This is a genomic window from Pseudomonas sp. LB3P14 (assembly GCF_054898045.1).
Genome location: NZ_CM142714.1, coordinates 4,531,766 through 4,558,058 on the forward strand (window position 1 = coordinate 4,531,766; position 26,293 = coordinate 4,558,058).

At 60.7% G+C, this 26,293-nt stretch carries 26 protein-coding genes and 1 pseudogene; 12 read left to right on the top strand and 15 right to left on the bottom strand.

Annotated elements, in window-relative coordinates; genetic code table 11:
* Positions 1–113: 113 nt before the first annotated feature.
* The 3 genes from ACYZT5_RS20940 to ACYZT5_RS20950 all read left to right on the top strand — a co-directional run bounded on the left by ACYZT5_RS20940 (position 114) and on the right by ACYZT5_RS20950 (position 1,776).
* Entirely contained in the window at positions 114–407 is a 294-nt protein-coding gene (locus tag ACYZT5_RS20940) for a putative quinol monooxygenase (RefSeq protein WP_462047217.1), read from the top strand.
* A 34-nt stretch (positions 408–441) separates the two neighbouring features.
* Positions 442–1,455, top strand: coding sequence for a zinc-binding alcohol dehydrogenase family protein (locus ACYZT5_RS20945; RefSeq protein WP_462047218.1), 1,014 nt, complete (start codon positions 442–444; stop codon positions 1,453–1,455).
* 150 nt (positions 1,456–1,605) lie between these two features.
* A complete protein-coding gene (locus tag ACYZT5_RS20950) occupies positions 1,606–1,776 on the top strand; it encodes a hypothetical protein (protein ID WP_282376845.1) in 171 nt (56 codons plus the stop codon).
* Between the two features lie 8 nt (positions 1,777–1,784).
* Here ACYZT5_RS20950 and ACYZT5_RS20955 read toward each other — a convergent pair whose 3' ends face one another.
* Together ACYZT5_RS20955 and ACYZT5_RS20960 are read right to left on the bottom strand one after the other, a co-directional pair.
* Positions 1,785–2,981: a multidrug effflux MFS transporter gene (locus tag ACYZT5_RS20955; protein WP_462047219.1), complete on the bottom strand. Its 1,197-nt coding sequence runs from the start codon at positions 2,979–2,981 to the stop codon at positions 1,785–1,787.
* A gap of 94 nt (positions 2,982–3,075) precedes the next feature.
* Entirely contained in the window at positions 3,076–3,273 is a 198-nt protein-coding gene (locus ACYZT5_RS20960) for a heavy-metal-associated domain-containing protein (RefSeq protein WP_462047220.1), read from the bottom strand.
* 147 nt (positions 3,274–3,420) lie between these two features.
* Here ACYZT5_RS20960 and ACYZT5_RS20965 point away from each other — a divergent pair, with 147 nt between their 5' ends.
* The 3 genes from ACYZT5_RS20965 (at position 3,421) to cueR (ending at position 6,799) form a co-directional block, all read left to right on the top strand.
* Complete coding sequence (locus ACYZT5_RS20965) at positions 3,421–3,804, top strand: hypothetical protein (protein ID WP_462047221.1); 384 nt, start codon at positions 3,421–3,423, stop codon at positions 3,802–3,804.
* Between the two features lie 194 nt (positions 3,805–3,998).
* Positions 3,999–6,389 (top strand): heavy metal translocating P-type ATPase, encoded by a 2,391-nt coding sequence (locus ACYZT5_RS20970; protein WP_462047222.1) that lies wholly within the window; start codon positions 3,999–4,001, stop codon positions 6,387–6,389.
* A complete protein-coding gene (cueR, locus tag ACYZT5_RS20975; RefSeq protein ID WP_462047223.1) occupies positions 6,386–6,799 on the top strand; it encodes a Cu(I)-responsive transcriptional regulator in 414 nt (137 codons plus the stop codon). The genes ACYZT5_RS20970 and cueR overlap by 4 nt, the downstream gene beginning before the upstream one ends.
* On the opposite strand, the gene ACYZT5_RS20980 is transcribed toward cueR, so the two are convergent.
* Both ACYZT5_RS20980 and ACYZT5_RS20985 read right to left on the bottom strand, forming a co-directional pair.
* The gene (locus ACYZT5_RS20980; RefSeq protein ID WP_462047224.1) at positions 6,753–7,967 is read right to left on the bottom strand and encodes an MFS transporter; all 1,215 of its coding nucleotides are present in this window, start codon (positions 7,965–7,967) and stop codon (positions 6,753–6,755) included. The two genes, cueR and ACYZT5_RS20980, sit on opposite strands and share 47 nt — an antisense overlap.
* A gap of 167 nt (positions 7,968–8,134) precedes the next feature.
* Positions 8,135–9,028: a PA4780 family RIO1-like protein kinase gene (locus ACYZT5_RS20985; protein WP_462047225.1), complete on the bottom strand. Its 894-nt coding sequence runs from the start codon at positions 9,026–9,028 to the stop codon at positions 8,135–8,137.
* Between the two features lie 556 nt (positions 9,029–9,584).
* On the opposite strand from ACYZT5_RS20985, the pseudogene ACYZT5_RS20990 reads away from it, so the two are divergent.
* Both ACYZT5_RS20990 and ACYZT5_RS20995 read left to right on the top strand, forming a co-directional pair.
* A pseudogene (locus ACYZT5_RS20990) lies at positions 9,585–10,469 on the top strand (cache domain-containing protein); the annotation flags it as partial.
* Positions 10,470–10,670: 201 nt separating this feature from the next.
* A complete protein-coding gene (locus tag ACYZT5_RS20995) occupies positions 10,671–11,375 on the top strand; it encodes a methyl-accepting chemotaxis protein (RefSeq protein ID WP_415760826.1) in 705 nt (234 codons plus the stop codon).
* Positions 11,376–11,495: 120 nt separating this feature from the next.
* Here ACYZT5_RS20995 and ACYZT5_RS21000 read toward each other — a convergent pair whose 3' ends face one another.
* Both ACYZT5_RS21000 and ACYZT5_RS21005 read right to left on the bottom strand, forming a co-directional pair.
* Positions 11,496–12,287 carry an AraC family transcriptional regulator gene (locus tag ACYZT5_RS21000; protein WP_462047226.1) on the bottom strand — a complete coding sequence of 264 codons (792 nt, stop codon included), beginning with the start codon at positions 12,285–12,287 and terminating at the stop codon, positions 11,496–11,498.
* A gap of 101 nt (positions 12,288–12,388) precedes the next feature.
* On the bottom strand, positions 12,389–13,666 hold the full coding sequence (locus tag ACYZT5_RS21005) for an acetyl-CoA C-acetyltransferase (RefSeq protein ID WP_462047227.1): 1,278 nt from the start codon (positions 13,664–13,666) through the stop codon (positions 12,389–12,391).
* Between the two features lie 119 nt (positions 13,667–13,785).
* Here ACYZT5_RS21005 and ACYZT5_RS21010 point away from each other — a divergent pair, with 119 nt between their 5' ends.
* Together ACYZT5_RS21010 and ACYZT5_RS21015 are read left to right on the top strand one after the other, a co-directional pair.
* Positions 13,786–15,138, top strand: coding sequence for a 3-oxoacyl-ACP reductase (locus ACYZT5_RS21010; RefSeq protein ID WP_462047228.1), 1,353 nt, complete (start codon positions 13,786–13,788; stop codon positions 15,136–15,138).
* 2 nt (positions 15,139–15,140) lie between these two features.
* Positions 15,141–15,995 (top strand): MaoC family dehydratase, encoded by an 855-nt coding sequence (locus tag ACYZT5_RS21015; RefSeq protein WP_462047229.1) that lies wholly within the window; start codon positions 15,141–15,143, stop codon positions 15,993–15,995.
* 111 nt (positions 15,996–16,106) lie between these two features.
* Here the strand turns inward: ACYZT5_RS21015 and ACYZT5_RS21020 are convergent, their stop codons facing one another.
* From ACYZT5_RS21020 to ACYZT5_RS21035, 4 genes are read right to left on the bottom strand one after another with little or no spacing between them, the layout of a single operon-like run.
* Positions 16,107–16,664 carry a DUF4136 domain-containing protein gene (locus ACYZT5_RS21020; protein WP_462047230.1) on the bottom strand — a complete coding sequence of 186 codons (558 nt, stop codon included), beginning with the start codon at positions 16,662–16,664 and terminating at the stop codon, positions 16,107–16,109.
* A 54-nt stretch (positions 16,665–16,718) separates the two neighbouring features.
* Positions 16,719–17,333: a DUF4136 domain-containing protein gene (locus ACYZT5_RS21025; RefSeq protein ID WP_462047231.1), complete on the bottom strand. Its 615-nt coding sequence runs from the start codon at positions 17,331–17,333 to the stop codon at positions 16,719–16,721.
* A 12-nt stretch (positions 17,334–17,345) separates the two neighbouring features.
* On the bottom strand, positions 17,346–18,095 hold the full coding sequence (locus ACYZT5_RS21030) for a methyltransferase (protein WP_033059558.1): 750 nt from the start codon (positions 18,093–18,095) through the stop codon (positions 17,346–17,348).
* Positions 18,095–18,397, bottom strand: coding sequence for a MazG-like family protein (locus ACYZT5_RS21035; protein ID WP_109627796.1), 303 nt, complete (start codon positions 18,395–18,397; stop codon positions 18,095–18,097). The genes ACYZT5_RS21030 and ACYZT5_RS21035 overlap by 1 nt, the downstream gene beginning before the upstream one ends.
* A 197-nt stretch (positions 18,398–18,594) precedes the next feature.
* Here ACYZT5_RS21035 and ACYZT5_RS21040 point away from each other — a divergent pair, with 197 nt between their 5' ends.
* Both ACYZT5_RS21040 and ACYZT5_RS21045 read left to right on the top strand, forming a co-directional pair.
* On the top strand, positions 18,595–18,888 hold the full coding sequence (locus ACYZT5_RS21040) for a hypothetical protein (RefSeq protein WP_462052288.1): 294 nt from the start codon (positions 18,595–18,597) through the stop codon (positions 18,886–18,888).
* A 158-nt stretch (positions 18,889–19,046) separates the two neighbouring features.
* A complete protein-coding gene (locus ACYZT5_RS21045; protein WP_462047232.1) occupies positions 19,047–20,396 on the top strand; it encodes an MATE family efflux transporter in 1,350 nt (449 codons plus the stop codon).
* Here the strand turns inward: ACYZT5_RS21045 and ACYZT5_RS21050 are convergent.
* From ACYZT5_RS21050 to ACYZT5_RS21070, 5 genes are all read right to left on the bottom strand, one after another.
* Positions 20,390–21,265 (bottom strand): alpha/beta hydrolase, encoded by an 876-nt coding sequence (locus tag ACYZT5_RS21050; protein WP_462047233.1) that lies wholly within the window; start codon positions 21,263–21,265, stop codon positions 20,390–20,392. The genes ACYZT5_RS21045 and ACYZT5_RS21050 overlap by 7 nt on opposite strands.
* An 18-nt stretch (positions 21,266–21,283) precedes the next feature.
* Entirely contained in the window at positions 21,284–22,066 is a 783-nt protein-coding gene (locus ACYZT5_RS21055; RefSeq protein ID WP_462047234.1) for a DUF4123 domain-containing protein, read from the bottom strand.
* A complete protein-coding gene (locus tag ACYZT5_RS21060; RefSeq protein ID WP_462047235.1) occupies positions 22,063–23,379 on the bottom strand; it encodes a contractile injection system protein, VgrG/Pvc8 family in 1,317 nt (438 codons plus the stop codon). Before ACYZT5_RS21060 ends, ACYZT5_RS21055 begins: the two co-directional genes overlap by 4 nt.
* 233 nt (positions 23,380–23,612) lie before the next feature.
* Complete coding sequence (speA, locus tag ACYZT5_RS21065; protein ID WP_462047236.1) at positions 23,613–25,526, bottom strand: arginine decarboxylase; 1,914 nt, start codon at positions 25,524–25,526, stop codon at positions 23,613–23,615.
* Between the two features lie 214 nt (positions 25,527–25,740).
* On the bottom strand, positions 25,741–26,112 hold the full coding sequence (locus ACYZT5_RS21070) for a translation initiation factor Sui1 (RefSeq protein WP_462033135.1): 372 nt from the start codon (positions 26,110–26,112) through the stop codon (positions 25,741–25,743).
* Positions 26,113–26,293: the final 181 nt, after the last annotated feature.

Sequence of the window (26,293 nt, forward strand, 5' to 3'; positions counted from 1 at the left end):
GCCTCGATTATCAAAAAAATATTGAAAGAGACTGCTCTTTTAGCGGCTTTTATCTTGCAGAGAAATAGCCAATCATCCGTCCCATCGAATTCATCCCGTTCCCGGAGTCGAACATGTCCCAGCCTTTTACCGCTATCGCCACCCTCATCGCCAAAGCCGGCCAGCAGGACGCCCTCGAACAGCGCCTGCGTGCGCTGCTGGAACCGACCCGCGCCGAGGCCGGTTGCGGTCAATACGACTTGCACCAGGACCTCGCCAATCCTCACGCCTTCTACATGATCGAACACTGGAGCAGCGACGAAGCCCTGCAAGCCCATGACGCCAGTGCGCATATCCAGAACTTCCGCGCCCAGGCTGGCGACTTGATCGAACACTTCGACCTCAAGCGCCTGCGTTCCATCGCCTGATGACTGCCTTCCCTATTACTGTTCAGGAGCCCCAATGAAAGCCATTGCCTACTACGCCTCCTTGCCAATCAGCGACTCAAACGCTCTGCAAGACATTGAACTGCCGGAACCGGTTGCAGGCCCGCGCGACCTGTTGGTGGAAGTCAAAGCCATCTCCGTCAACCCGGTCGACACCAAAATCCGCCAGAACGTCCAGCCCGAAGGCGGCGCGGCGAAAGTGCTGGGCTGGGACGTGGCCGGTGTGGTCAAGGCCGTCGGCAGTGAAGTGACGCTGTTCAAGGTCGGTGACAAAGTCTTTTATGCCGGCTCCATCGCCCGCGCTGGCGGCAACAGCGAACTGCACGTGGTAGACGAGCGGATCGTCGGCCATATGCCGAAAACCCTCGGTTTCGCCGAAGCCGCCGCGTTGCCGCTGACCGCTATCACCGCGTGGGAATTGCTCTTCGAGCGTCTGCAAGTGCGTGGAGGCAAAACCGATGAAGGCCAGAGCCTTTTGATCGTCGGTGCCGCGGGCGGTGTGGGGTCGATCCTCACGCAATTGGCCCGCCAGCTCACCGGGCTGAAAGTCATCGGCACGGCCTCCCGCCCACAAACCCAGAGCTGGGTTCGTGAGCTGGGTGCCGACCTGGTGATTGATCACAGCCAGCCGTTGAGCGAAGAACTCAAACGCGCCGGCCTCGATCAGGTGACCCACGTCGCCAGCCTGACTCAGACCGATCAGCACCTGGATCAATTGGTCGAGGCACTGGCGCCGCAAGGCAAACTGGCACTGATCGATGATCCGAAGGCGCTGGACGTGACCAAGCTCAAGCGCAAAAGCCTGTCGCTGCATTGGGAGTTCATGTACACCCGCTCGCTGTTCGAAACTGCAGACATGATCGAGCAGCACAAACTGCTCAATCGCGTTGCGCAGCTGATCGACGCCGGGACGCTGAAAACCACAGTCGGCGAGCACTTCGGGAGCATCAATGCGGCGAACCTGCGTCGTGCCCATGAACTGCTGGAAAGCGGTAAGTCCAAGGGCAAGATTGTGCTTGAAGGGTTCTGAAACAAACTGACACAGTTGTCGCCCAGATGGGCGACACCGTCAGTCAGAAGGTTGACCGTTGTCACAATTGCGATCGTATTCGGGTCTACAATCGTGAACTCTGCGGTGCAATCTTTTATGTGACATCTTTTACGAGAGGAGAGATCAGCAATGAAGATCCTGATAAAAGAATTGGCAAAATCCCAGTGGCAGGTCCGCCTGGACCAACACGCCGTGACATTCCGCAGCGAAGCCGAAGCGCGCGCCTTCACCCGCACCCTTGAAGCGCGACTACAAGCACCTCATCAAATTAATGAACACCAGCAGCGCGCTGCTGGCTGAGTTCGTCTTCAGACCTGGGCGTGTGCCAGTGCCCGGGCATTTTGCAAACGCCGGGTGAGCATCGCCACGCTCACCACCAGAATTCCGCACAGGCTGATGACCATGGCCATCGGCATGGCGCTGCCATCGTGTAAAACACCCACCAGCGCTGCTGCCCCGGCGGCGACGCTGAATTGCAGGCATCCGAGCATCGCCGACGCACTGCCGGCGCGAGCGCCCTGTCCGTTCATGGCGCAGGCCGAGGCGTTGGGGAGGATGCAACCAAGGCTGGCGATACAGATAAACAGCGGAATCAGCAACGGCCATAGCTGCACGGTGTGCAACGAACTGACAGCCAGCAGCGCCAGACCTGCGCCGACGTAGATCCACACGGTGCGCACCAGCAAAAACGCCGGGCCACGCTTGGCCAGCAGTCGCGCATTCACCTGCGCTACCAGAATGAAACCCGCCGCATTGGTACCGAACAGCCAGCCGAAATGCTCGGCGGGTACGCCATACAGCTTGATGAAGACGAACGGTGAACCGGCGATGTAGGCAAACATCCCGGCGATGGCGATACCACCGGTCAAGGCGTGTCCAAGGAACACCGGATCCGACAACAGTCGACCGTACTGATGCAACGCGCCGGACAACGGTTGACGCGGCACATGGGCCGGCAGACTTTCCGGCAGCCCGAGCGCCACGGCCAACCCTGCCAGCGCACTGAAACCGGTCAACACGAGAAAGATCGACTGCCAGCCCGTGGTGTTGACCAACAGCCCGCCCAGCATGGGCGCAAGAATCGGCGCCAGACCCATGACCAGCATCAGCTGCGAAAAGACCTTCGCCGAACCCACCGCATCGCACTTATCGCTGACCACCGCCCGCGCGATCACCATCCCCGCGCACCCACCCAGCGCCTGAATGAAACGTGCGCCAATCAGCCATTCGAGGTTCGGCGCGTAGGCGCAGGCCAGGGAGGCTGCGGTGAACAGACCGACGCCGGTCAGCAAGGGAATGCGTCGCCCGAAGCGATCCGCCACCGGGCCGTAAGCCAGCTGACCGATGGACAAGCCCAGGAAATACGCCGCCAAGGTCAGTTGAACGTGTTTTTCATCGGTGCCGAAGGCAAGCGCCATCGCCGGGAAGGCCGGCAGATAGAAATCGATCGCCAGCGGACCGAAGGCGCTCAAGGCGCCAAGAATCAAAATGGTACGCAAATTCATCAGGCATCCAGTTGGACAGGGGTCGGCAGCCCCACAGTCTAGCCGCGCATGGATGCCTTGAACATTCCGTTAGGTCGCTAACTATTAAAATGCTTCAGGAGACTTTCGCCTCGTAGCCTTCTTCGGTGATCACCGCGATCACTTGATCCGCAGTCAACGCACTGTCGATGCCGACTTCTTTCGCGGCCAGATCGATACGCACGCTGGCCTCAGGATCCTTGGCTTGCAGCGCCTGAGTGATGGCTTTGACGCAGTGACCGCAGGACATGCCTTGAACGTTGAACACTTGCATGGGATGACTCCTTGAGTGAGGTTGCGTGCAGTCTCGAGCTTGCCACCATGGCAAGGTCAAGTTCTGAAGTGAGCTGCCGGGCTGGCAATCGGCGTCGCGCTCGGCCAAGCTGCGTCCATCAATGACTCGACATCAGGAGATTCAGCCATGCGCTGGTCAGCTCTCAGCCTGTTTGGCTTTCTCAGTCTTTTCGCCGTCGCGCCTTCGGTCAATGCGGCCGGGGAGGATTACGGCGTGCTGATCATTTCCCGCGAGCGCCTGGAAGTCTCGACCTCCTGCGAGATCGGCGTGTATATCCAGGATCAGTTGTCGGCGCGGTTATTCCAGGAACAAAGCACCTCGTTCAACCTGCCGCCGGGCAATGTGTCCCTGCGCCTTAAACTGCTGCCGGGCCAGGCGCCGGGTTGCAACCCGGGCATGCTCGCTCCCGGTTCGCAGACCATCACGCTCAAGGCCGGTGACGTGCTGAAGTTCCGGATTGCGATGACGCAGGAAGGGATGTACCTGAAACCCACAGCCCTGGATTATTGATGATCGTTCCCACGCTCTGCGTGGGAATGCCTCACCGGACGCTCCGCGTCCGCTTTTGTTGGGACGCGGAGCGTCCCGGGCTGCATTCCCACGCAGAGCGTGGGAACGATCAACTGACCACCCGATCTTTGCGCTTGACCTTGCCAGCATGGCAAGGTTGATCCTGTAGGCATCTTCTACAGGGAGCGTGACCGATGTCCGAATCCACCACTTTCGATCTGCCGATTGCCGGCATGACCTGCGCCAGTTGCGCCGGGCGTGTCGAGCGTGCCTTGAGCAAAGTCATCGGCGCCTCTGCCGTCAGCGTCAACCTGGCCACCGAACAGGCTCGGGTTCAAGCGCCCAGTGACAGCTTGCCGGCGTTGATGAATGCGGTTCAGCAGGCCGGTTACAGCGTGCCGCAGCAGAGCCTGGAATTGAGCATCGACGGCATGACCTGCGCCTCCTGCGTCGGCCGGGTCGAACGAGCGCTGGCCAAGGTGCCGGGGGTCAAGAGCGCCAGCGTCAATCTGGCCAACGAACGCGCTCACCTTGAACTGCTCGGCCAGATCGATGCGCAAACCTTGATCGCTGCCGTGACCAAGGCTGGCTACAGCGCCAGTGTCTGGGAAATTGAACACCCGCAAACCGACCATCAGCAACAGCGCCTGCACCGCGAGCGCTGGGCCTTGATCATGGCGATCGCCCTTGCCTCGCCACTGGTGCTGCCAATGCTGCTGCAACCGTTCGGCGTGCATTGGATGCTTCCGGCCTGGGTGCAATTCGCGTTGGCCACGCCGGTGCAATTCATCTTCGGTGCGCGGTTTTATGTGGCCGCCTGGAAAGCCGTACGCGCCGGTGCCGGCAACATGGATTTGCTGGTCGCGTTGGGCACCAGCGCCGGTTATGGCTTGAGTCTCTATGAATGGACCACCGCCGCCGGGCGCATGCCGCACCTGTATTTCGAAGCCTCGGCGGTGGTGATTGCCTTGGTGCTGCTGGGCAAGTACCTGGAAAGCCGCGCCAAACGCCAGACCGCCAGTGCGATTCGCGCCCTCGAAGCCTTGCGCCCGGAACGGGCGATTCAGGTTGTCGATGGTCGCGAGCAGGACGTCGCCATCAGCGCCTTGCGCCTCAATGATCGGGTGATGGTCAAACCCGGTGAACGCTTCCCGGTGGACGGCGAAGTGGTCGAAGGCCAGAGCCACGCCGACGAAGCGCTGATCAGCGGCGAAAGCCTGCCGGTGCCCAAACAACCCGGCGACAAGGTCACCGGCGGCGCGATCAATGGCGAAGGCCGGTTGCTCGTTCGCACCCTGGCCTTGGGCGCGGAAACCGTGCTGGCGCGGATCATCCGTCTGGTGGAAGACGCTCAGGCTGCAAAAGCGCCGATCCAGAAACTGGTGGATAAAGTCAGTCAGGTGTTTGTCCCTACGGTTCTGCTGATTGCGTTGGCAACCTTGATCGGTTGGTGGTTGTACGGCGCACCGATGGAAACGGCGCTGATCAATGCCGTGGCGGTATTGGTAATCGCATGCCCGTGCGCCCTGGGGTTGGCCACACCAACGGCAATCATGGCCGGGACCGGGGTGGCGGCGCGCTACGGGATTCTGATCAAGGACGCCGAAGCGCTGGAGCGCGCGCATGAAGTCAGCGCGGTGGTGTTCGACAAGACTGGCACGCTGACTTCGGGTGCCCCACGCATTGCACATTTGAGCGCCACCGACAGTGACGAAGCTGCCCTGCTGCAAATGGCCGGCGCCCTGCAACGCGGCAGTGAACATCCGCTGGCCAAGGCGGTTCTGGACGCTTGCGCCGAACGCGGTATGACCGTGGTCGATGTTACCGACAGCCAGTCCCTGACCGGCCTTGGCATCGCGGGCACGCTCGACGGTCGTCGATTGGCGCTGGGCAATCGTCGTCTGTTGGAAGAGAGCGGCTTGAGCGCAGGTGAAGCGGACTCCGCCACCGCGTGGGAAACCGAAGGCCGGACCCTGTCCTGGCTGATCGAGCAAAGTCCCAAACCTCGGGTGCTGGGCCTCTTCGCTTTCGGTGACACACTCAAACCCGGCGCGCTGCAAGCCGTGCAACAACTCAGCGCACGGAACATCAGCAGCCACTTGCTGACTGGCGACAATCGCGGCAGTGCCAACGTAGTTGCCGAGGCGCTGGGCATCAAGGATGTCCACGCCGAAGTGCTGCCCGCCGACAAAGCTGCCACCGTTGCCACGCTTAAGAAAACCGGCGTGGTAGCGATGGTCGGCGATGGCATCAACGACGCACCGGCCTTGGCCGCCGCAGACATCGGCATCGCCATGGGCGGTGGCACCGACGTTGCGATGCACGCGGCCGGGATCACCCTGATGCGCGGCGACCCACGGTTGGTGCCGGCGGCGCTGGAGATCAGTCGCAAGACCTACGCGAAGATTCGTCAGAACCTGTTCTGGGCTTTCGTCTACAACCTGATCGGCATTCCGCTGGCAGCGTTCGGCTTTCTCAACCCGGTGCTGGCCGGTGCGGCCATGGCGTTATCGAGCGTCAGCGTGGTGAGCAATGCGTTACTGTTGAAAACCTGGAAACCCAAGGATCTGGAGGACACTCAATGAACATCGGCCAAGCGGCCCACCAGAGCGGCCTGAGCGCGAAGATGATTCGTTATTACGAATCCATCGGCTTGCTCAAGGCCGCCCATCGTACCGACAGCGGTTACCGGGTATACGGCGACGACGACCTGCATACCCTGGCGTTCATCAAGCGTTCCCGGGACCTGGGGTTCTCACTGGAAGAAGTCGGCAAACTGCTGACCCTCTGGCAGGACCGCCAAAGAGCCAGCGCCGACGTGAAGGCCCTGGCCCGTCAGCACATCGAAGAGCTGAACCAGAAAATCCGCGAACTCGGCCAACTGCGCGACACCCTGCAGGACCTGGTCGAACACTGCCACGGTGATCACCGTCCCGACTGCCCGATCCTCAAGAACCTGGAGTCGGGCTGTTGCGCCCAACCCGTTCACCCCTGATGGCCAGCCCCTTCACAACCAACAAAGTGGTGAGGGGAATCCCGTGGAACAACAGCACCACGGCACCCGGCGTCCACCACGAATAGAACGGCGCGGCGATCAGCATGCCGACGCCGAACCCGGTCATTTGCAGCAGGGTCAGGAAGCTGAAGATCGGCAGGCGCAGGCTGTCCGGTTCACGCTGCAGACGCGACATCAGGCCGACTTCCGAGAAACCGTCGCCGAGCCCCGCCGGTAGCGAGAACAGCAGCAGCCCGTAAAGGGTCTGCTGCTGAAACATCAGGATAAAGCCGCAGGACATCAGCAACACACCCAAGAAAAAACGTCGCTCCAGGTTCACGTTTTCCGAGCCTTTCAGCCGGCTGGCGATGCGCGCGCCGATGAGTTTTCCGCTGGCCCAGACCGCCAGCACCAGGCCCAGCGTGGTGCTGGCCGACTCGGGTGTCAGCAGTTTGGAAATGATCGGAAAACCCACGTTGTGCGCGGCACTGCCAAGGGTGTCGGCCATGGCCACCGCGAGCATCGCCGCCACCACCGGTGCACTGCGCAGGCCCTGGAGCAGGGCCGACCATTCGCCACGTTCGTGGGTGGATTCGGCGTTGGGCGCAGGTTTTGAAAAGTGCAGCGGCAAGATGAACAGCGCGGCCAGCAGATAAGTGACGACGTTCAATGCAAACACCGTTTCAAAGCCGAATGCCGCCACTAAAAGCCCCGACACCAGACTTCCACCGACCATGGCTGCCGACGATGCCGAAGCGATCCAGGCGTTGGTCTTGAGCAGGTGTTCGTTTTCGATCAAGTGTGGCAACTGGCTGTTGAGACCGATGGCGAACATCGAGTTACCGAATCCCAGACCGAACGCAATTAACGGTAAAAGCAGAACTTGCTGGGCGACCGGCAGCACCAGTAGCAGGCCCAGCAACCCGGCGCGAAGCAGGTCGAAGGCAATCAGCGGCGTGCGCCCGACCCAGCGGCGATAGAAAGCGGTGCCGATCAGGCTGGCGAAAATCCCTCCACCCACACGGCTGGCGAGGAAGATTCCAACGCTCATGGCGCTGTTGCTGAGCAGGTAGACGTAGGTGGCCAGGGCGACCATGTTGAGGAAGGCGCCGAAGTCCGAGATCAGACGGGCGGTGATGATGAGTTGGGCGTTGCGGGTGGTGTTCACATTCAGTCCTGTAGGAGCTGCCGAAGGCTGCGATCTTTTGATCTTCGACTTAGGCTGCCACTCTGAAAATCAAAAGAAAGATCAAAAGATCGCAGCCTTCGGCAGCTCCTACAAGGGTTACGCGTTCGACAAAAAACCCGGCCGAAGCCGGGTTTGTCATCAACCAATCACTGCATCCAAGGCGGAGGCGGCTCTTCGGTTTTGCCCGGTGGCGCGTCATCTGCCGCACGCACCGCTTGCTTACGCTCTTCATCCAGGCGTGCCGCCTCGATCTCGCGCATGATCCCGCCAACGTCGGCCAACTCTTCCGGCTCGTCGAACTCGCCGGTCAAAACGCTGGCCGGGTGCAAGGTGCCGGCTTCGTACAACGCCCACATTTCCTTGGCGTACTTGGTCTTTTTCAACTCCGGCGCAAACCGCCCGAAGTAGGACGCCATGTTGCCAACATCCCGCTCCAGCATGCTGAACGCGTGGTTGTTGCCCGCCGCGTCCACCGCTTGCGGCAGGTCGATGATCACCGGGCCGGTCGGGGTCAGCAGTACGTTGAACTCCGACAAGTCACCGTGCACCAGACCGGTGCACAACATCAGCACGATCTGCGAAATCAGGAACGCGTGATATTCGCGCGCCTGATCTGGTTCCAGCACCACGTCGTTCAAACGCGGCGCGGCATCGCCGTACTCGTCCGCCACCAGTTCCATCAGCAGCACGCCTTCAAGGAAGTCGTAAGGCTGAGGGACTCGAACGCCAGCACCGGCCAGACGGAACAACGCCGCCACTTCGGCATTCTGCCAGGCGTCTTCGGTTTCTTTCTTACCAAACTTGGAGCCCTTGGCCATCGCCCGAGCCTGACGGCTGTTGCGCACCTTGCGGCCTTCCTGATACTCGGCCGCCTGACGGAAACTGCGTTTATTCGCCTCCTTGTAGACCTTCGCGCAACGTAGCTCGTTACCGCAGCGCACCACATAAACAGCTGCTTCTTTACCACTCATGAGTGGGCGCAGCACCTCGTCGACCAGACCGTCCTCGATCAGGGGTTCAATGCGTTTTGGAGTCTTCATCAGCTTTTATTGGGGGTCCTTTATTACCAAACACGCGAAAGTCATTCGTTATACGGCAATCCACTCATTCGGGGGAGGGGTTGCCGACCTATGAACGTTTCCATCGACATCAAGAAGCACACACTGTGCCGGATTAATCAGGCAAACCCGAGCCTCGTATCAGCCGCCCCAGATCATAGCTGAGCCAGCGTCACGTGTTGCTGTAGGGCTTGGAGGGTATTTGCGACAGAAGTTGACACCTCGATTCATACCCTTCGTAGGATTTTTCTTAATAGACCTCAATTTCCGCCTCCATCAGCCGAAGTCATCAATGACAAAGTGATTTGTCCGACAATCGTTCTGCCAATAATCCGCGAGTCATCTGCACTGCGTGGGCCTACAAGAAAAATCTGGAGTGCGGATGAACATCAAACAGAAGTTGACCTGGGCGTTTGCAATCATCGCCTGCTTGCCGGTGGTGCTGGTCGCTACCCTCGTTGTGATGAACTTGCGCAGTGATGCCAAGGACAATTTCGTCGACGGCAGTGGTCGCGAAATTCGTCAGGTCAGCAACGCCATGCAACTGTTCTTTGACGGCATCAGCCAGAACGTGGATTACCTGGCGACCCAACCGCTGATCAAGAATTCCGACGACAGCCTCAAGACCTACATGAGCGCCAACGCCGAGAGCATTCCCCAAGGCGAGATGGATAAAAAGGTCTTCGGCCTCCTTCAGGACCTGGGTAACAGTCACCCGTCGTACGCCTATGCCATCCTCGGCACCGCGGCGGGCGGATATGTGTCCTGGCCGGACGATGCGAAGCTGAGCAATTACGACCCGCGCCAGCGCCCGTGGTACAAGGCAGCCCAGGCCAAACCGGGCAAGCCGTTCCGCACTGAGGCCTACTACTGGGCCCAGGATGACTCGACTTACGTCAGTACCGTGCGCACCATCGATAACAAGCTGGGCACCCATGGCGGCGTGGTCAGCATCGACGTGACGCTCAAGCAACTCACCGAAATCGTCAAACAGATCAAGCTCGGTGAAACCGGCTACCTGATGCTGTTGGAAAACACCGGCACCGTGCTGGTCGATCCGAAGCAACCGGAACACAACTTTAAAGCGCTGAGCAGCCTCGGCGACGGCTACGCGCAACTGGCCAAGGCCGGCAAAGGGCTGGTGGAAGTCGAGTTGAACGGCGAACGCTACATGGCCAACGTCTGGCCGTCGGAGCAACTGGGCTGGACCTTTATCGGCCTGATCAAGCAAACCGACGTGATGAGTTCGGCCACTCAACTGACCTGGTTGATCGCGATCATCGCCGCCGTGCTGGCCGTGTTCTTCGCCATCGTCGGCGCCAGTTTCGCCAGCCTCATCGTGCGGCCGATTCGCAGCGTGGCCAGCGGTCTGGAAGGCATCGCCCAAGGTGAAGGCGACCTGACCAAGAACCTGCAAATCCGTGGCAGCGACGAAACCGCTCAACTGGCCAACTGGTTCAACCAGTTTTTGGCGGCGATTCGCAACCTGATTCAGAGCATTGGCGGCGCCGCGAACAAGATCCTCGCCACCTCCAAGAGTTCGACCCAGGTCTCCAGCGACATGGCCGAAGCGGCCGGGCGTCAGCGTGAAGCGGTGGACATGGTCTCCACGGCATTCCACGAAATGGTCGCCACCGCCAACGAAGTCGCGCGCTCTTGCAGCCAGGCTGCGGAATCCGCCGACAGCGGCCAGCGCCAGGCGCGTGAAGGTCAGCAGCAGATTGATGCGGCAGTGACCAGCGTCGATCGCTTGAGCCAGGAAATCGAACAGTCGGCCCAGTCGATGCAACAGCTTGAGCGCGATAGCAACGACATTCAGTCAATCCTCGGGACCATTCGCTCGATTGCCGAACAGACCAACCTGCTGGCGCTGAACGCGGCCATCGAAGCAGCACGGGCCGGTGAACAGGGTCGTGGTTTTGCAGTGGTCGCCGATGAAGTTCGGGCACTGGCCAAACGCACCGCCGATTCCACGGCGGAAATCGACGGCTTGCTGGGCAACCTCGCCAAGCGTACCAGTCAGGTGACTCAGCAAATGCACGCCAGCCTGGAAGTGTCCCAGCAATCGGTGACGCGGATCGGTGAAGCACGCAGCAGCTTCGGGCTGATTCGGGAGTCGGTCGACGTGATCCGCGACATGAACACCCAGATCGCTACTGCGGCGGAAGAACAGCATCAGGTGGCTGAAGACATCAATCGGCACATCAGCCAGATTCACGGTGATGCGCAGTTGGTGGCGGAACTGGCGAACTCGGCGCGGCTGGATTCGCAGAGTCTGGCGGGGTTGTCGAATGAGTTGGATGGGTTGGTTCGGCGGTTCAGGACTTGAGATGTTGATCGTTCCCACGCGCAGCAAAGGAATGCAGCCCGGGACGCTCCGCGTCCCATTCGAAAGCTGGAACGCGGAGCGTCCCTTGAGACATTCCTTTGCTGCGCGTGGGAACGATCATCACTGCCGAAACAACTCCCCCGGGGTAAACCCGAACAAGCTTTTGAACGCCGCAATAAACGCCGAAGTCGAGTCATACCCGCAAGACAGCGCGGCATTGGTCACGCTGTCCCCCTCCTCCAGCAAACTCAACGACGACAGCAATCGCATCCGCTGGCGCCACCCTCGAAAGCTCAACCCGGTTTCACGCTGAAAGAGCCGCATCAAGGTTTTCTCCGAGGTGCCCAACCGCTCGGCCCACTCCTGCAACGTCACGTTCCGCTCAGGACTTTCGATCAGCTCGTTGCACAACCCCAGCAACCGTTCATGGCGCGGCAACGGAAGCGAGAAGCCGACTTCCGGCAGATGCGCCAACTGATCCAGCAACACGCCGACCAGCCGCGATTCCTGGCTGTCGCCCTGTGGATAATCAACCGGCAGCGAACAAAAACGCTTGATCAGCTCCCGGGCCAAAGGCGTCACTTCCAGCACCCGGCACCGCCCGTCTGCCCACTCACAATCCTCGCGGCGTACATAGAGGCTGCGCATTTCGGCGCGCATTGAGGTCACCACCTGGTGTTCGAGATCCGCCGGAATCCAGATCCCCCACTGCGGCGGCGCAAAGAAACTGCCCTCGGCGGTGTGCACGCCGAGAACGCCGCTGATCGCGTAGGAAAACTGCACCCAATCGTGTCGATGAGGCGGCGTCCATGAACCGGCGTTGAGGCTTTCCGCACGGGCATAAAGCGGACGCGGCAGTGCCGTCAGCGTCGGAATCGTCCGTTCGAGGGAAAGTTGTCCGTTGGTCGCCATTGATTGGCCTTATGTCGCAAGACGGCTGATGAAGCCGACGTTAGGCTAAGCCACCAATTCTTACAAATGTATTCGTGCCTGTTATGCATGGCCTGCGATCCTCAGCGCTCAATAATCGCCGTAACGCCTTGGCCGCCGGCGGCGCACATCGAGATCAACCCTCGGCCCTGCCCCGCTGCATCCAGCAACTTCGCCAGACTCGCGACGATGCGCCCGCCGGTAGCGGCAAACGGATGCCCGGCCGCCAGTGAACTGCCTTTGACGTTGAGGCGGCTGCGGTCGATGGAACCCAGCGGCGCATCGAGGCCGAGACGGGTTTTGCAATAGTCCGGATCTTCCCAAGCCTTCAGCGTGCAGAGTACCTGCGCGGCGAAGGCCTCGTGGATTTCGTAGTAATCGAAGTCCTGCAGCGTCAGGCCATTGCGCGCCAGCAAACGCGGCACCGCGTACACCGGCGCCATCAACAGCCCTTCGGCACCGTTGACGAAATCCACCGCCGCCGTCTCGCCATCGCGCAAATACGCGAGGATCGGCAGGCCACGCTCCTTGGCCCATTCTTCACTGCCCAGCAGCACCAGCGACGCGCCATCGGTGAGTGGCGTCGAGTTGCCCGCCGTCAAAGTGCCTTTGGCGCTTTTTTCGAACGCCGGTTTGAGTGAAGCGAGTTTTTCCAGGGTCAGGTCCGGGCGCAGGTTGTTGTCACGGGTCAGGCCGAGGAACGGCGTCATCAAATCGTTGTGCCAGCCTTCGGTGTAGGACGCGGCCATTTTCTGGTGACTTTCCAAGGTCAGTTGGTCCTGTTCGGCGCGCGGAATGTTCCAGGTCTGGGCCATCAACTCGCAGTGCTCGCCCATGGACAGACCGGTGCGCGACTCGCTGATGCTTGGAAAGTCGGGCATCAAATGGCGGGGACGCAGTTGCAGGAAGGTTTTCAGTTTGTCGGCGGTGCTTCGGGCGCGGTTGGCCTGCAGGAGGATCTTGCGCAGGCTTTCGTTAACACCGATCGGCACGTCTGAGGCTGTGTCGACGCCACCGGCAATGCCACATTCGATCTGACCCAGGGCGATTTTGTTCGCCACCAACAACGTCGCCTCCAGCCCAGTGCCGCAGGCTTGCTGGATGTCGTAGGCCGGGGTGGTTGGCGACAGCCGCGAGCCGAGCACACATTCGCGGGTCAGGCTCATATCCCGGGAGTGCTTGGCCACCGCCCCCGCCGCTACTTCGCCCAGGCGCAAACCGTGCAGGTTGTAGCGTTCGATCAGACCTTCGAGCGCGGCGGTGAGCATCGCCTGATTACTGGCGGTGGTGTACGGCCCGTTGGAACGGGCGAAGGGGATACGGTTACCACCAATAATCGCAACGCGGCGCAGCTGAGTCATGAAAAGCTTCCTATTCTGTGAAGGCCATAACCCACAAGCGTAGGCCTAATCTCGTGGATCGAACGACTGATTGCCATTCATGGTCCACACTTTGAACCCCAGCTGCTGGAGTGCGTTACATGTCTGACCGTTATATCGACTTCGCCAATTCGTCCATCGGCCATCGTTTGGTCGGGGCCCTGGGTCTGCCGTCGCCGGTTCGGCTGGAGCGCTGGCAAGCTGGCCGGCTGCGGCCTGTCGAGGGGGCGCTGTTGTTAGGCGGTGGCCCGTTGACGGAGAAAATCGGCACCTTCGCCAACCGCCTGACCGACGCGATTTACAGCTACGGCACCGAGCCCTCACTGGCCACCGCGTGGATTCCCGGCCACGGCCCCAAACTCAAAGCCGTGGTGTTCGACGCCAGTGACCTGGTGCAGACCGATCAACTCAAACAGCTGCGCGAGTTCTTCCAGCCGTTGATCAAAAACCTCGACCACAGCGCGCACCTGGTGATTCTGGGGCGCGCGCCGCAGACCTTGAGCGATCCGTTCGCCGCCAGCGCCCAGCGCGCGGTGGAAGGTTTCAGCCGATCGCTGGCCAAAGAACTGCGCGACGGCGGCACCTTGCAGCTGATTTATGTCGGCGAAGGTGCGGAGGATCAACTGGAAGGCCCGCTGAGGTTTTTCCTCTCGCCCAAAAGTGCGTTCGTTTCCGGGCAAGTGATTCGCTTGAACGCTTGCGACACGCAGGTGACAGACTGGACTCGCCCACTGTCCGGCCGCAAGGCGCTGGTCACCGGCGCGGCACGCGGCATCGGCGCCTCCATCGCCGAAACGCTCGCCCGTGACGGGGCCGAAGTGATCCTGCTCGACGTCCCACCGGCCAAAACCGACCTCGAAGCCCTCGCCGCACGCCTCGGCGGGCGCAGCATCACCCTGGATATTTGCGCCGAAGACGCCGCAGCGCAGTTGATCGAACAATTGCCCGACGGCATCGACATCGTGGTGCACAACGCCGGCATCACGCGGGATAAAACCCTGGCCAACATGACTCCGGAATTCTGGGACGCGGTACTGGCGGTCAACCTCAATGCGCCGCAAGTGCTGACCAAGGCACTGCTCGACAGCGGCACCCTGCACGACAACGGTCGGGTGATCCTGCTGGCGTCCATCAGCGGCATCGCCGGCAATCGCGGGCAAACCAATTACGCAGCGAGCAAGGCCGGGTTGATCGGTCTGGCCCAGGCCTGGGCGCCGTTGCTGAATGAGCGCGGCATCAGCATCAACGCAGTCGCACCCGGTTTCATCGAAACCCAAATGACCGCGCACCTTCCGTTCGGCGTGCGTGAAGCCGGGCGGCGCTTGAGTTCGCTGGGCCAGGGCGGCCTGCCGCAAGACGTCGCCGAAGCGGTGGCGTGGCTGGCACAACCGGGCACCGGCGCGTTTACCGGGCAAGCGCTGCGAGTGTGCGGACAAAGTGTTTTGGGGGCTTAGGCATGATCATCGATTGGCACACACTCAACCGCGAACCGAGCCTGTCGGGACTGTACGTGCGGGCAGCAACGCGACGCAAAATCACCGGCACCACCCTGCCCGATTCGGGTTTGCGCTGCTGGATCAATGTCGATGCGAAGCGCCTGGCGGACTATCGCAAGGTCTGCGGTTTTGCCGAAAACGGCCTGCTGCCGCCGACGTATCCACACATCCTCGCGTTCGCCTTGCAGATGCAACTGCTGACGGCCAAGGAATTTCCGTTCCCGCTGCTGGGGTTGATTCACCTGAGCAACCGCATTCGCCTCTTGCGTCCAATGGGCGGCGTAAATCGCGTGCGGGTCAGCGTGCAGGTACAAAACCTTCAGCCACATGAAAAGGGCGCGACGTTCGATCTGGTGACGACGCTTGACGATCAATTGGGGCCGCTGTGGGAAGCGGAAAGCCAGATGTTGTGCCGCGGGGTCAAACTCGAAGGCCAGCCCATCGAGGAAGTGTTGGCATCGACGTTGGAGATGTCGCAAGTGGCCCACTGGAAAGCGCCCTCGGACATTGGACGGCAGTACGCCAAAGTGTCCGGCGACTACAACCCGATTCACCTGAGTGCCGTCAGCGCCAAACTCTTCGGTTTTCCTACCGCCATCGCCCATGGATTGTGGAACAAGGCCCGAACCCTTGCGGCGCTCGCCGATCACCTGCCGGCAGCGAATGTCGAAATTACGGTGCAGTTCAGAAAACCGGTGCGATTACCCAGTGAAGTGACATTAATGGCCAGCGCGGCGGGGTCCAGTGGGGATCTGCGGTTGGTGGGCGCAGGCGACTTAGAACATATGGTAGGACATTGGCGGCCGATTGCCTGAGAAAATAGCCGGCTGTCAGGCCGCCTTCGCGGGCAAGCCCGCTCCCACATTGAATCGTACCTGGCCACAAGTTTTGTGTACGACACAGACCATGTGGGAACCGACTCTGTGTTAGTGCGGTGGATAATTAGCCAATATCCGCCCAACCGTCTCACGTATCGCAGTACTGCGATCCGACGGATTCGGCGTACGGCTGAGGATCTGCTCGTCACTGCCGCGCCACACCAGCTTGCCGTCCTTGCCATCCAGCAGGTCGATTTGGATGATCGCCACTTTGTAACTGACGTTACGGGTTTCGTTGTACATCGGCCCACCCCAGTAGCCATTCCATGGGCCACCCCAACCGCCGCCGTAGTTGGTGGTCACTTGTTGCTGGCGCTGTTCGACGATCAGATAAGTTTGCACACTCAAATCGCCCTTTTTGCCAGCGGCGGCCGGACGCAGGCCACGCTGATCCAGCTGATCGGTCACCGATTGGCGGATGCGTTGTTCAGTCAGGTCGCTCTTGATCCGTGGATCATCGGGCCGATATTGCAGGGCGGGTTCTTTCCAGCTCCAGCTGCGATAGGCGGCGAAGTCGCGGCTGGCATCGAAGTCATGATTGACCTGGTTGCCGGCGCAGGCACTGAGCAGCACGGCCACAGCCAGTAAAACGAGACGGCGGAACATGATAGTTCTCCGGTAGAAGACATGAACCTGCGCAATGCTTCTTAACGACAGAAGCTAACTGGGAGGATACGCCGACATCGCCTTTTCTACAGCCTCCCGTATCGCATCGGCACGCTCGCTCTGGCTGCCTCGGTTGCTGGTTTCGGCGCTGGCACTCCACACCGGTTGACCGCTCTGAGCGTCAAACAAATCAACCCGCACGACAACGACCTGTTCCTGATAAGTCCGCACGATCGGCACAGTGTTGTACATGCCGTAACCGCTGCCGTAGCGGTTGTAACCACCATAACCGCCGCCGTAATAACCATAGTCGTCCTGAACCTGACGCAGGCGGGTTTCCAGGTGCAGCTCGGCGCTGACAAACAGGTCCGCCGGGCGATTGTCGTGCAGCGGGCGCAAGCCACGTTGATCGAGGGCATTGCTGACGGCTTCGGCGACCTGCGCCGAATCCGCCCAGGCGGTGCCCGGCGGCAGGCGTCCGTTGAGCCAGGCCCAGCTGCGGTAACGTCCGTAGTCGCGCGGCGGTGCCGGGTAGGCGCTGCGGTCAAAGGTGTTGGCCGCGTGAGGCGGCGCGGGGGGCAAGGGGTTGGATGACGCCACATAAGGATTGCTGCCCTGACAGGCTGCCAACCCGAGACAGATCACCAATAACCCCGAACGACTGTTCATTTCGCGCTCCGATCAGACCGGCCGACAGATCCAGTGCAAGTAGCGCCCAAGCCCGGCAAAACTTGGGTGACGACGGTGGGCCAGTTCCATTTCCAGCAAGTCCACCAGTTCGGCGCGGGCCTGGAATTCCACCGGCATGTAATCGTGAAAAACCCGAACCCCGCTCTGGGTTTCGACCTGCCACAGGCCCTCAAGTTGCGCCGCCAGTTCACGTGGATCAAGGGGCTGCTGCGGCGTCAGGCTTTGCTTTTCGCCGGCCATGTCGTTCTTGCGCATCTTGCGGAAATGGCCTTTGAGCAGGTTGCGATAGATCAGCGCATCGCGGTTGTAGAAGGCCAGAGACAACCAGCCATCTGGCTTGGTCAATTGATGCAGCACGGGCAGGATCGCGTGGGGCTCGGCCAGCCATTCCAGCACGGCGTGGCACAGCACCAGGTCGTAGGGTTCGGTAAGTTGGCCAAGCAGATCCTGCCACGGCGCCTGTATGAACGTTGCTGTTTGCCCGGCATCGGCAAAGCGCTGGCGGGCGCCTTCGAGCATCGGCTCGGCGGGCTCGGCCAGCGTGACCTCATGGCCACGCTGGGCCAGCCACAACGACATGTGGCCAAGACCGGCGCCGATGTCCAGTACGCGCAAGGGTCGGTCTGGCAGGGTTTCGGCCAGGTCGGCCTGAAGCACCGCCAGACGGATCGCACCTTTGGCACCGCCATAGATTTTTTCTGCGAAGCGGGTCGCCAGCTGATCGAAATGACGGTCGCTCATCAGCTGAACCTCTTTTCGCTGTCCGCGAGTTTGCTGCGCACCACTTCATTCATGTCCAACCCCAACTCGCCGCACAGCAGCAGTAGATAGAGCACGATGTCACCGATTTCCTGCCCGGCATGGGCGAGTTTGTCCGCCGGCAACTGGCGCGACTGGTCTTCGGTCAGCCACTGGAAAATCTCCACCAGCTCGGACATTTCCACGCTCGCGGCCATGGCCAGGTTTTTCGGGCTGTGAAATTGCCGCCAGTCATTGCGGTCACGGATGGCGTGCAGGCGTTCGGTCAGTTCAACAAGGTTCATCGGGCTCTCCTGAAGGCGTATAGCTTCGGGGGGATGACAGGGGAAGGCAAGGGGCAGCATCGTGCTCAAGACTTTGCGCCATACTCAAAAAGATCGCAGCCTTCGGCAGCTCCTACAGGGAACTCGGCAGCATGATCGATAGCCCAAGGCTCAAGTCCGGCAACCATGCCCCCACTTTCATCAAGGACGTTCACGACATGCAGGTAGAAAGTTTTTTCGAATGGCTCGGCCAGGCACTCGGTTCGGTTATCCGCTTCATCGTTGACGGCCTTAGTGGTTTGTTCAATCTGTTGAGCCATGCCGGCAGCAACTTTGTCGAGGGGCTGTCCCGTGCACTGGGCATGGACGCGTCGATCATCAGCATCATTGCGTTGATTGTTGGGTTGATGCTGTTGTGGTCGGCGATTCGGGCGTTCATGAATGCGTCGATCATCATGGGGATTATCTGGTTGCTGCTGGGGCTTTGGTTGTTGAGCTGGATAATCCATTGATTGGCTGATCGTTCCCACGCTCTGCGTGGGAATGCAGCCCGGGACGCTCCGCGCCCTGACGGCGTGACGCAGAGCGTCACAGGAGTCATTCCCACGCAGAGCATGGGAACGATCACCACAAACTGTCGCTACAATGCCCGCTCCCCGAAGGAGCCTGCATGTCCGACCTGATCGCCGACTGGCGCGACCGCCCTACCCATCGTCGAGTCTGGGCGCTCGCTGCCCCCATGATTCTCTCGAACATTTCCGTGCCGCTGGTGGCGCTGGTCGACAGTACGGTCATCGGCCACTTGCCCCACGCTCATCAGTTGGGCGCAGTCGCGGTCGGGGCCAGCCTGTATACCTTTCTCGCCTGGGCCATGGGTTTTCTGCGCATGGGCTCCACCGGGTTCGCCGCACAGGCCGCCGGGCGTGGGGACGGCGCGGCGTTGCGGCAGATTTTGCTGCAGGGTCTGTTGTTGGCCATGGGCCTGGCCATTGCCCTGGGAGCACTGGGTGTCCCGTTGAGCGGCGTCGCGCTGCACTTCATGCAGCCGTCGGCGGAGCTGGATCAACTGACCCGCGAGTTTTTCCACACACGCCTGTTCGGTCTGCCGGCAGCGCTGGCCAGTTATGCGCTGGTCGGCTGGTTCCTCGGCACTCAGAACGCCCGGGCGCCGCTGGCCATTCTGCTCAGCACCAACCTGGTGAATATCGCGCTGAACCTGTGGTTCGTCCTCGGGCTGGATTGGGGCGTGGTCGGTGCGGCCCGAGCGTCGGTGATCGCCGAATGGACAGGCGCGCTGATCGGCCTTCTGATGACCCGCAACGCCCTGCGCGCCTATCCCGGCCACATCGCCTGGGCCGCGCTGGCGTTGTGGCAGAGCTGGCGGCCGCTCTTGGCGGTCAACCGCGACATTTTCATCCGCAGCCTGGCGCTGCAATCGGTGTTTTTCCTGATCACCGTGCAAGGCGCGCGGCTGGGCGATGCCACCGTCGCTGCCAACGCGTTGCTGCTCAATGGCTTGCTGCTGACTGCACACGCGCTGGACGGTTTGGCCCACGCCGTGGAAGCTCTTTGTGGGCATGCCATCGGCGCTCGCGATCGAGAGGCTCTGCGCCGCTCATTGGTGGTGGCCTGCGGCTGGTCGTTGCTGGCGAGTCTGGGGTTTGCCGTGCTGTTCTTGTTCGCCGGGCATCTGTTTATCGAGATGCAGACCAACATTCAGAGCGTGCGCGACACAGCGTTCATCTACCTGCCCTACCTCGCCGCGCTGCCACTGATCGCGGTGGGGAGTTACCTGCTCGACGGGCTGTTTATCGGCGCCACCCGTGCCCGGGAAATGCGCAACGGCATGCTGCTGACAGTGATTTTGTTACTGCCGTTTGCCTGGGCGTTGAAAGGTTTTGGCAACCATGGACTGTGGATAACGTTTCTGTTGTTCATGTTGCTGCGCAGCCTGACGCTTGGCGCGTTTGCCTGGTATCTGCACAAAAGCGACGGCTGGTTCGCAGGCAACGCTCACTGAGTCGGCGTGGCTTTGATGAAGGCCGTGACCTCATCCAACACCGGAGCCAAACCGCGCATGGGCCGGGACAGCGTCGCCACCAGCGTGGCGTGGCTGGTGCGCGAGAAATACAGATCCTGCACCGGCACACCCGCCTCGCGCAGTTTGAGCGCCAGACCACCTGTATTGCGGGCCGGGTTGACCCGTTCATCGTCACTCGCGGCGATCAACAAGGCCGGCGGCGCGCCGCGACTGACGTGATTGATCGGCTGCGACTGCGGCGGTGAGTCCGGCCAGAAAAACACCGGACGCACATCCGGATTTTTAATGGGCAGAAAATCATAAGGCCCGGCCAGGCCGATCCAGCCGCTGAGGTTGTGTGGCGACAAGCCCACCGCCCCCAGTAACCCGGGGTCCAGTGCCAGCATCGCGACGTTGTAGGCCCCGGAACTGTGGCCCATCAGGTACAACCGCTGCGGATTACCGCCATACTGCCGAATGTGTTCATGGGTCCAGGCCACAGCCCGGGCGCCATCTTCAAGGAACAGCGGATAACGCACCTGCGGATACAACCGATAGTCCGCCAGCACCGCGACTATCCCCCGAGACGCCAGCGCCTCGCCGACAAAAGCGTAATCGCTGCGTGAACCGCTGTTCCAGCTGCCGCCGTAGAAAAACACCACGACCGGGGCGTTTTCCATGGGATGGCGCGGCACATACACATCGAGTTTTTGCCGCGGATCACTGCCATAGGCAATGCCCTCGGTCTTGTCGAAGGTTCCGTTGGGGGTCAGCACATTGAGCAACTTCAGTGGCGAACATGCCGTCATCGCGGCGAGTAAAACGCCGCCGATTGCCAGGCTGAACAGCCACCGGAGTGTGCTTGCCATCGATGTCGAACCTCGTGTTCAGGGCTGATCGTTCTGCCACAGATTGCGCAGGTTATCGAGACGCTCCTGTTGGGTGAAGCCCGGCAACGGTAGCGCAGGGAGCGCGCCGGGGTACTGCAAGCGTAGCCATAACCAGCCATCGAGCACCCGACGTTCGCTGAAACCCAGCGCCAGCCCTTCCTGCACGTGGGACCACAGCGTGTGGTATTCGGTCCCGGTAGATTTGCTCCAGTGCCAAGTGTGCTGTTCCAACACGCAGGTTTGCAGTTTTTCCCGATGACGAGGGCTGAGGTTTTCTTCAACCGCCAAAGGGCTGACGGCAAGACCCGGATTGACCAACTGCTGCCAGCCCTGACTGCCGACTGCGCGGTCGGCCCAGGTCCCGCCGAACCAGCGCAACTGGCTGATCGGACCCAGCCAGCGGCTCAGTTCCAGCGCATCGCAGGCATCAAAAAAGTAACTGGCGGTGTGTGGGTTGTAATAACTCAACAAGGCCCGGTGATGCGGGTCGAAAGTGACCGTGAGCATCCGGCGCAAATGCGCCAGCAACTGCGACGACGACGTCTCACTGGCGACCAGCAAGCCTCGCCAGAGTGGCGCTTCGCTGTGGCACAACCTGGCCAGCACAGGGCATGTCCGAAGGTCGATCAAGGCCGGTCCGTGTTCACGCAATGCATGCCACTCAGTGCCTTCGAACAACCAGAACCACCGGGCATGCGCAAACTTCTGTTGCAGTGTCGTCCGAGCCAGTGGCGCACCCGGTACATCCAGCAATAGCCATTGCGGGGTCGCGGCGATCATGCCGCACCGCTCTGGCCAAACCGCATCGCCGCCCGGCAGGTGCAAAGGGTTTGCGTGCAATGGCTGAAACTGCCGCCACCGGGCAGCAGGCACAGCAACATCAAGGGCTCGCCCGATTGCAGCCATCCCTGCAGGCCTTCAATGGGCGGGCAATCATCGGTCGTGACGGGTGTTTTAGCCTCTTGAACAGGCTTTGGCATGTGAATAAACCCGGTGATCAACGGCTTATCCGGATCACCCTCGATAAAGCTCACCACAACCTCAGCCCCCTCACTCAACGGCGTGACTGCCGCGCCCCCCAGTTCAGCGGCCAACGGCAGCCAACAGTGGCTGGGCGCCGCACCCTCGCCCTGATAGAGCCAGTCAAATTGCACGGCAACCGGTCTGGAGGCATCGGGCGGCGATTCATCGATGTCGACCACCCAAGCCCGTTGCAGGCTGTGCATCGTTGGTTTCGCTGCAGAGTGAGGCGACACAAAAGGCACCTCCCAGTGAATTGCGCGGATCTGGTTGCTGTAGGGGGCCATTGGATCCTGGCTCCCCTGATGCTCGACATGGGTTAGCAGCCAGAGATGATTCCAGTCGGCGATCGGATGGTCGGACAACGACATCAGCTGACCGCTGCGCAGCGACGTCAGGTCCGTACGACCTTCGGCATTTTGCGGGGTTCGTCGCCCGCCCTGAAGCTCGAACTGGCGCACTGCCGGTTGCTCGCTCTCGACCTGGAAGCGTGCATTTTCACCGAGGCGAAAATGCCCCTGCCCCTCACCGAAAACCACGCAGCTCGCGTTCGCACGGTGTTCGAAGTGGTAATGAAGCTGTTCCTGGGCACACAAGCGCTGGAGAAATTGCAGATCCGATTCCCGGTACTGCGTACAAAAATCACGGGGTGGGTAATCGCCACTCAGCTCGAAACGCCGATCCTTGCCGGCAATGCCGTGTTCCTTGAGCACCTGATCAAGGATTTGCGGTACCGAACGCGCGCTGAAGATTCGCTGACTGAAGCGCAGGGAAAGGCAAGCCAGCTTCGGCCTCAGACGTATGCGGCAGAGCCTGGCAACCGGGTCATGGTCATGCTGGACGAGTTCATGCAATTGTCCGTGGAAGCCGTTTCCCGCAGGCCCGACGTGCAAAAAGGCCGGGCGGTACAGCAGGCTTGCAAGGTCGAGTGTCAGGTCATCGATGAGCAGATCCACGTCGAACACAAAAGGCTCGCTGATGGCTTCTCGACCGGTAAACGCCAAGACCTCAAAGGGGTCGGGCAGACCCTCTACATCCAGACGAAATGACGGCTCGTTGACTGGATCGAACATCGGCGATTCTCTACAGGAGGGGCGGCAGGCGATTCTCTCCGAGAGAGTTGGCCGAGTAGAGTGCCGAAGTACAACTTAGGAAATGACCTACGCGAAAAGAAGACCACATCGCTTGGAAAGCCCGGGATGTGAGTCATTTCGCCTAAAAACAGGGAGGCATCCCACCAGGTCATCTGAAATGTCTGCCGCGCGCGGTACATTTTCAGACAACCTGATGAGAGCGGTGCCTTACCTCAAGAAGACAGGTAAGACGAACGGGTCAGGCCCAGGCGCAGAGCATCGAGGAACTGGGTGCGCTCGGCGGCGGTGATGCGCGCACTGGCGCATTTGTCGCGGTAGTGGGTCATCAGCTCTTCCGGCGACAAGTGCACGTAACGCAGCATGTCTTCGATGGTGTCGTGGGTTTCAATACCCGCGTGGTACACGCTGCCGTCGGCGTTCTGGTAGATGTTCACCGAATCGGTGTCACCGAACAGGTTGTGCATGTCGCCGAGGATTTCCTGGTAGGCGCCAACCAGGAAGATACCCAGCAGGTAGTCTTCGCCTTCGTTCAAACCGTGAACCGGCAGACTGGTTTCGATGCTCTGCTCGTCGACGTATTGCTTGATCTTGCCGTCGGAGTCGCAGGTCAAATCTTGCAGCACGGCACGGCGCAACGGCTCTTCGTCGAGACGGTGCAGCGGCAGGATCGGTAGCACCTGACCAATGGCCCAGGTGTCCGGCAGGCTCTGGAATACCGAGAAGTTGCAGATGTACTTGTCGGCCAGCTTGTCGTTGAGTTCATCGAGCACCTGACGGTGGGAACGCTGACGGGCCTTCAACGAATTGTGCAGGCGACGGCACACGGCAAAGTAGCATTGCTCGGCCAGGGCTTTTTCAGCCAGGGTCAGCTTGCCATCGGCGTATTGGGTCGCCACGTCGCTCATGTAGTGAGTGGCGCGCCAGTAAGTCTCGGTGACCATCTCGATGTCGGTCGGGCCCAGCAGGTCAACCAGCCACTGCACGGTTTCCGGCAGTTCTTCCTTGTTCTCGATCTGCGGCACGTCGTCGTTGTGTTTCTCAACGTCGGTGACTTGCACCACCAGCATGGCGTGGTGAGCGGTCAGGGAACGGCCGCTTTCGGAGAAGATGTTCGGGTGCGGCAGGTTCTGCGCGTCGCAGAATTCCTTGAGCATCCCGACCACGACACCGGCGTAATCGTCCATGTCGTAGTTGATCGAGCTGGCGTTGCGCGAGTGAGTACCGTCGTAGTCCACGCCCAGGCCGCCGCCGACGTCGATGTGGTCAACCGGCAGGCCGAGGTTGCGCAGTTCGCCGTAGTAGCGAATCGCTTCCTTGAAGCCGTGTTGGTAGTCCGCCAGGTTGGCGATCTGCGAGCCCATGTGGAAGTGCAGCAGGCGAATGCCCTGATCCAGGCCAGCTACGCGGAAACGCTCGACCACCGACAGCAATTGCGCTGCCGACAGACCGAACTTGGATTTCTCGCCGCCGGTGTCGGCCCACTTGCTCGACGCCAGGGACGACAGACGCACGCGCAGGCCAACCTGAGGCTTGACCTTGAGCGAGGCGGCTTCTTCGATCACGAGCTCAACTTCGGACTCTTTCTCGATCACGATGAACACGTTGTGGCCGAGCTTCTGGCCCATCAGCGCCAGACGAATGAACTCGCGGTCCTTGTAACCGTTGCAGACGATGGTACCGCCCTTCGGCGCCAGCGCCAGCACGGCCAGCAGTTCAGGCTTGGAGCCGGCCTCCAGGCCGATGGACACGTCTTGGGTCGCAATGATGTTCTCGATCACCGCTTCTTGCTGGTTCACCTTGATCGGGTACAGCGCGGTGTACTTGCTCTGGTATTCCAGACGCTCGATATTGGCGTCGAACGCGCCGGTCAGCTGACGCACGCGGTCTTGCAGAATGTCAGGGAAACGCACCAGCAACGGCAAGGACAGGCCGCTTTTGCGCAGCTGGTCAACTTGCTCGAACAGGTCGATAGGCGAACTGGTCGGACCGTTCGGACGAACCTCGACGCGACCGGCGTCATTGATCGCGAAATACCCGGCCCCCCAATGGCGAATCCCGTAAACACTGCGGCTGTCCGCAACTGTCCATTGGCTGCCATCGTCTTTGCGTGTGCGTCGTACGGACATTGAAGTCCCCTATAAAGAAGTCATAGAGCGTCGCCTGGGTTCAGGCCGGCGCAGTCTAAAGAATGAAAATGACGGTTCGTCAACGAGGGGATAGACCTCGCTGACCGCAGTGAGTTTAGAAACCGGTCAGAACAGGCTCTGTGAAAACCATGTAGACGACGCCAGACCTGCTGTCAGGACTGGATCAAGCCGAGGGTGGTTTTCACAGAGGCTGCTAGCCGCCGGACTTCTTCGCTTTGAAACCGTGTTTGATCAGCTCGGCCAAGAGTAGCTCGACATGATCGCCCTGGATTTCAATGATTCCGTCTTTCAACGCCCCGCCGGTCCCGCAACGTTTCTTCAACGTGGTGGCCAGGTCCTTGAGCGCGTCTTCGGGCAACGGCACGCCGGTGATGGTGGTCACCGTCTTGCCGCCACGCCCCTTGCTTTCGCGACGCACACGAGCGATGCCGTCGCCGGCCGGGATAACGGTCTGTTTGCAGATGCAGGCGTCCACCGGTTTACTGCAATCCGGGCAATGACGACCTGCGTCGGTGGAAAATACCAAGCCACCAAGGGCGGCGAAGGATGCGGCTTTTTTGGCCACCGGCAATCCTCTTGGGAGGACAAAGACTGGTCGCGGCAACTTGGGCAGGTGCCATCGACCGCGAAGCCCCACTCAGGCAGGGGCAGCGCTACTGAAACGGTACAACCTTGTAGGAGCGAAGCTTGCTCGCGATGGACGTCAACGATAACGCGAGCGGTCTGAATGTACGCGTCGTCCTTGC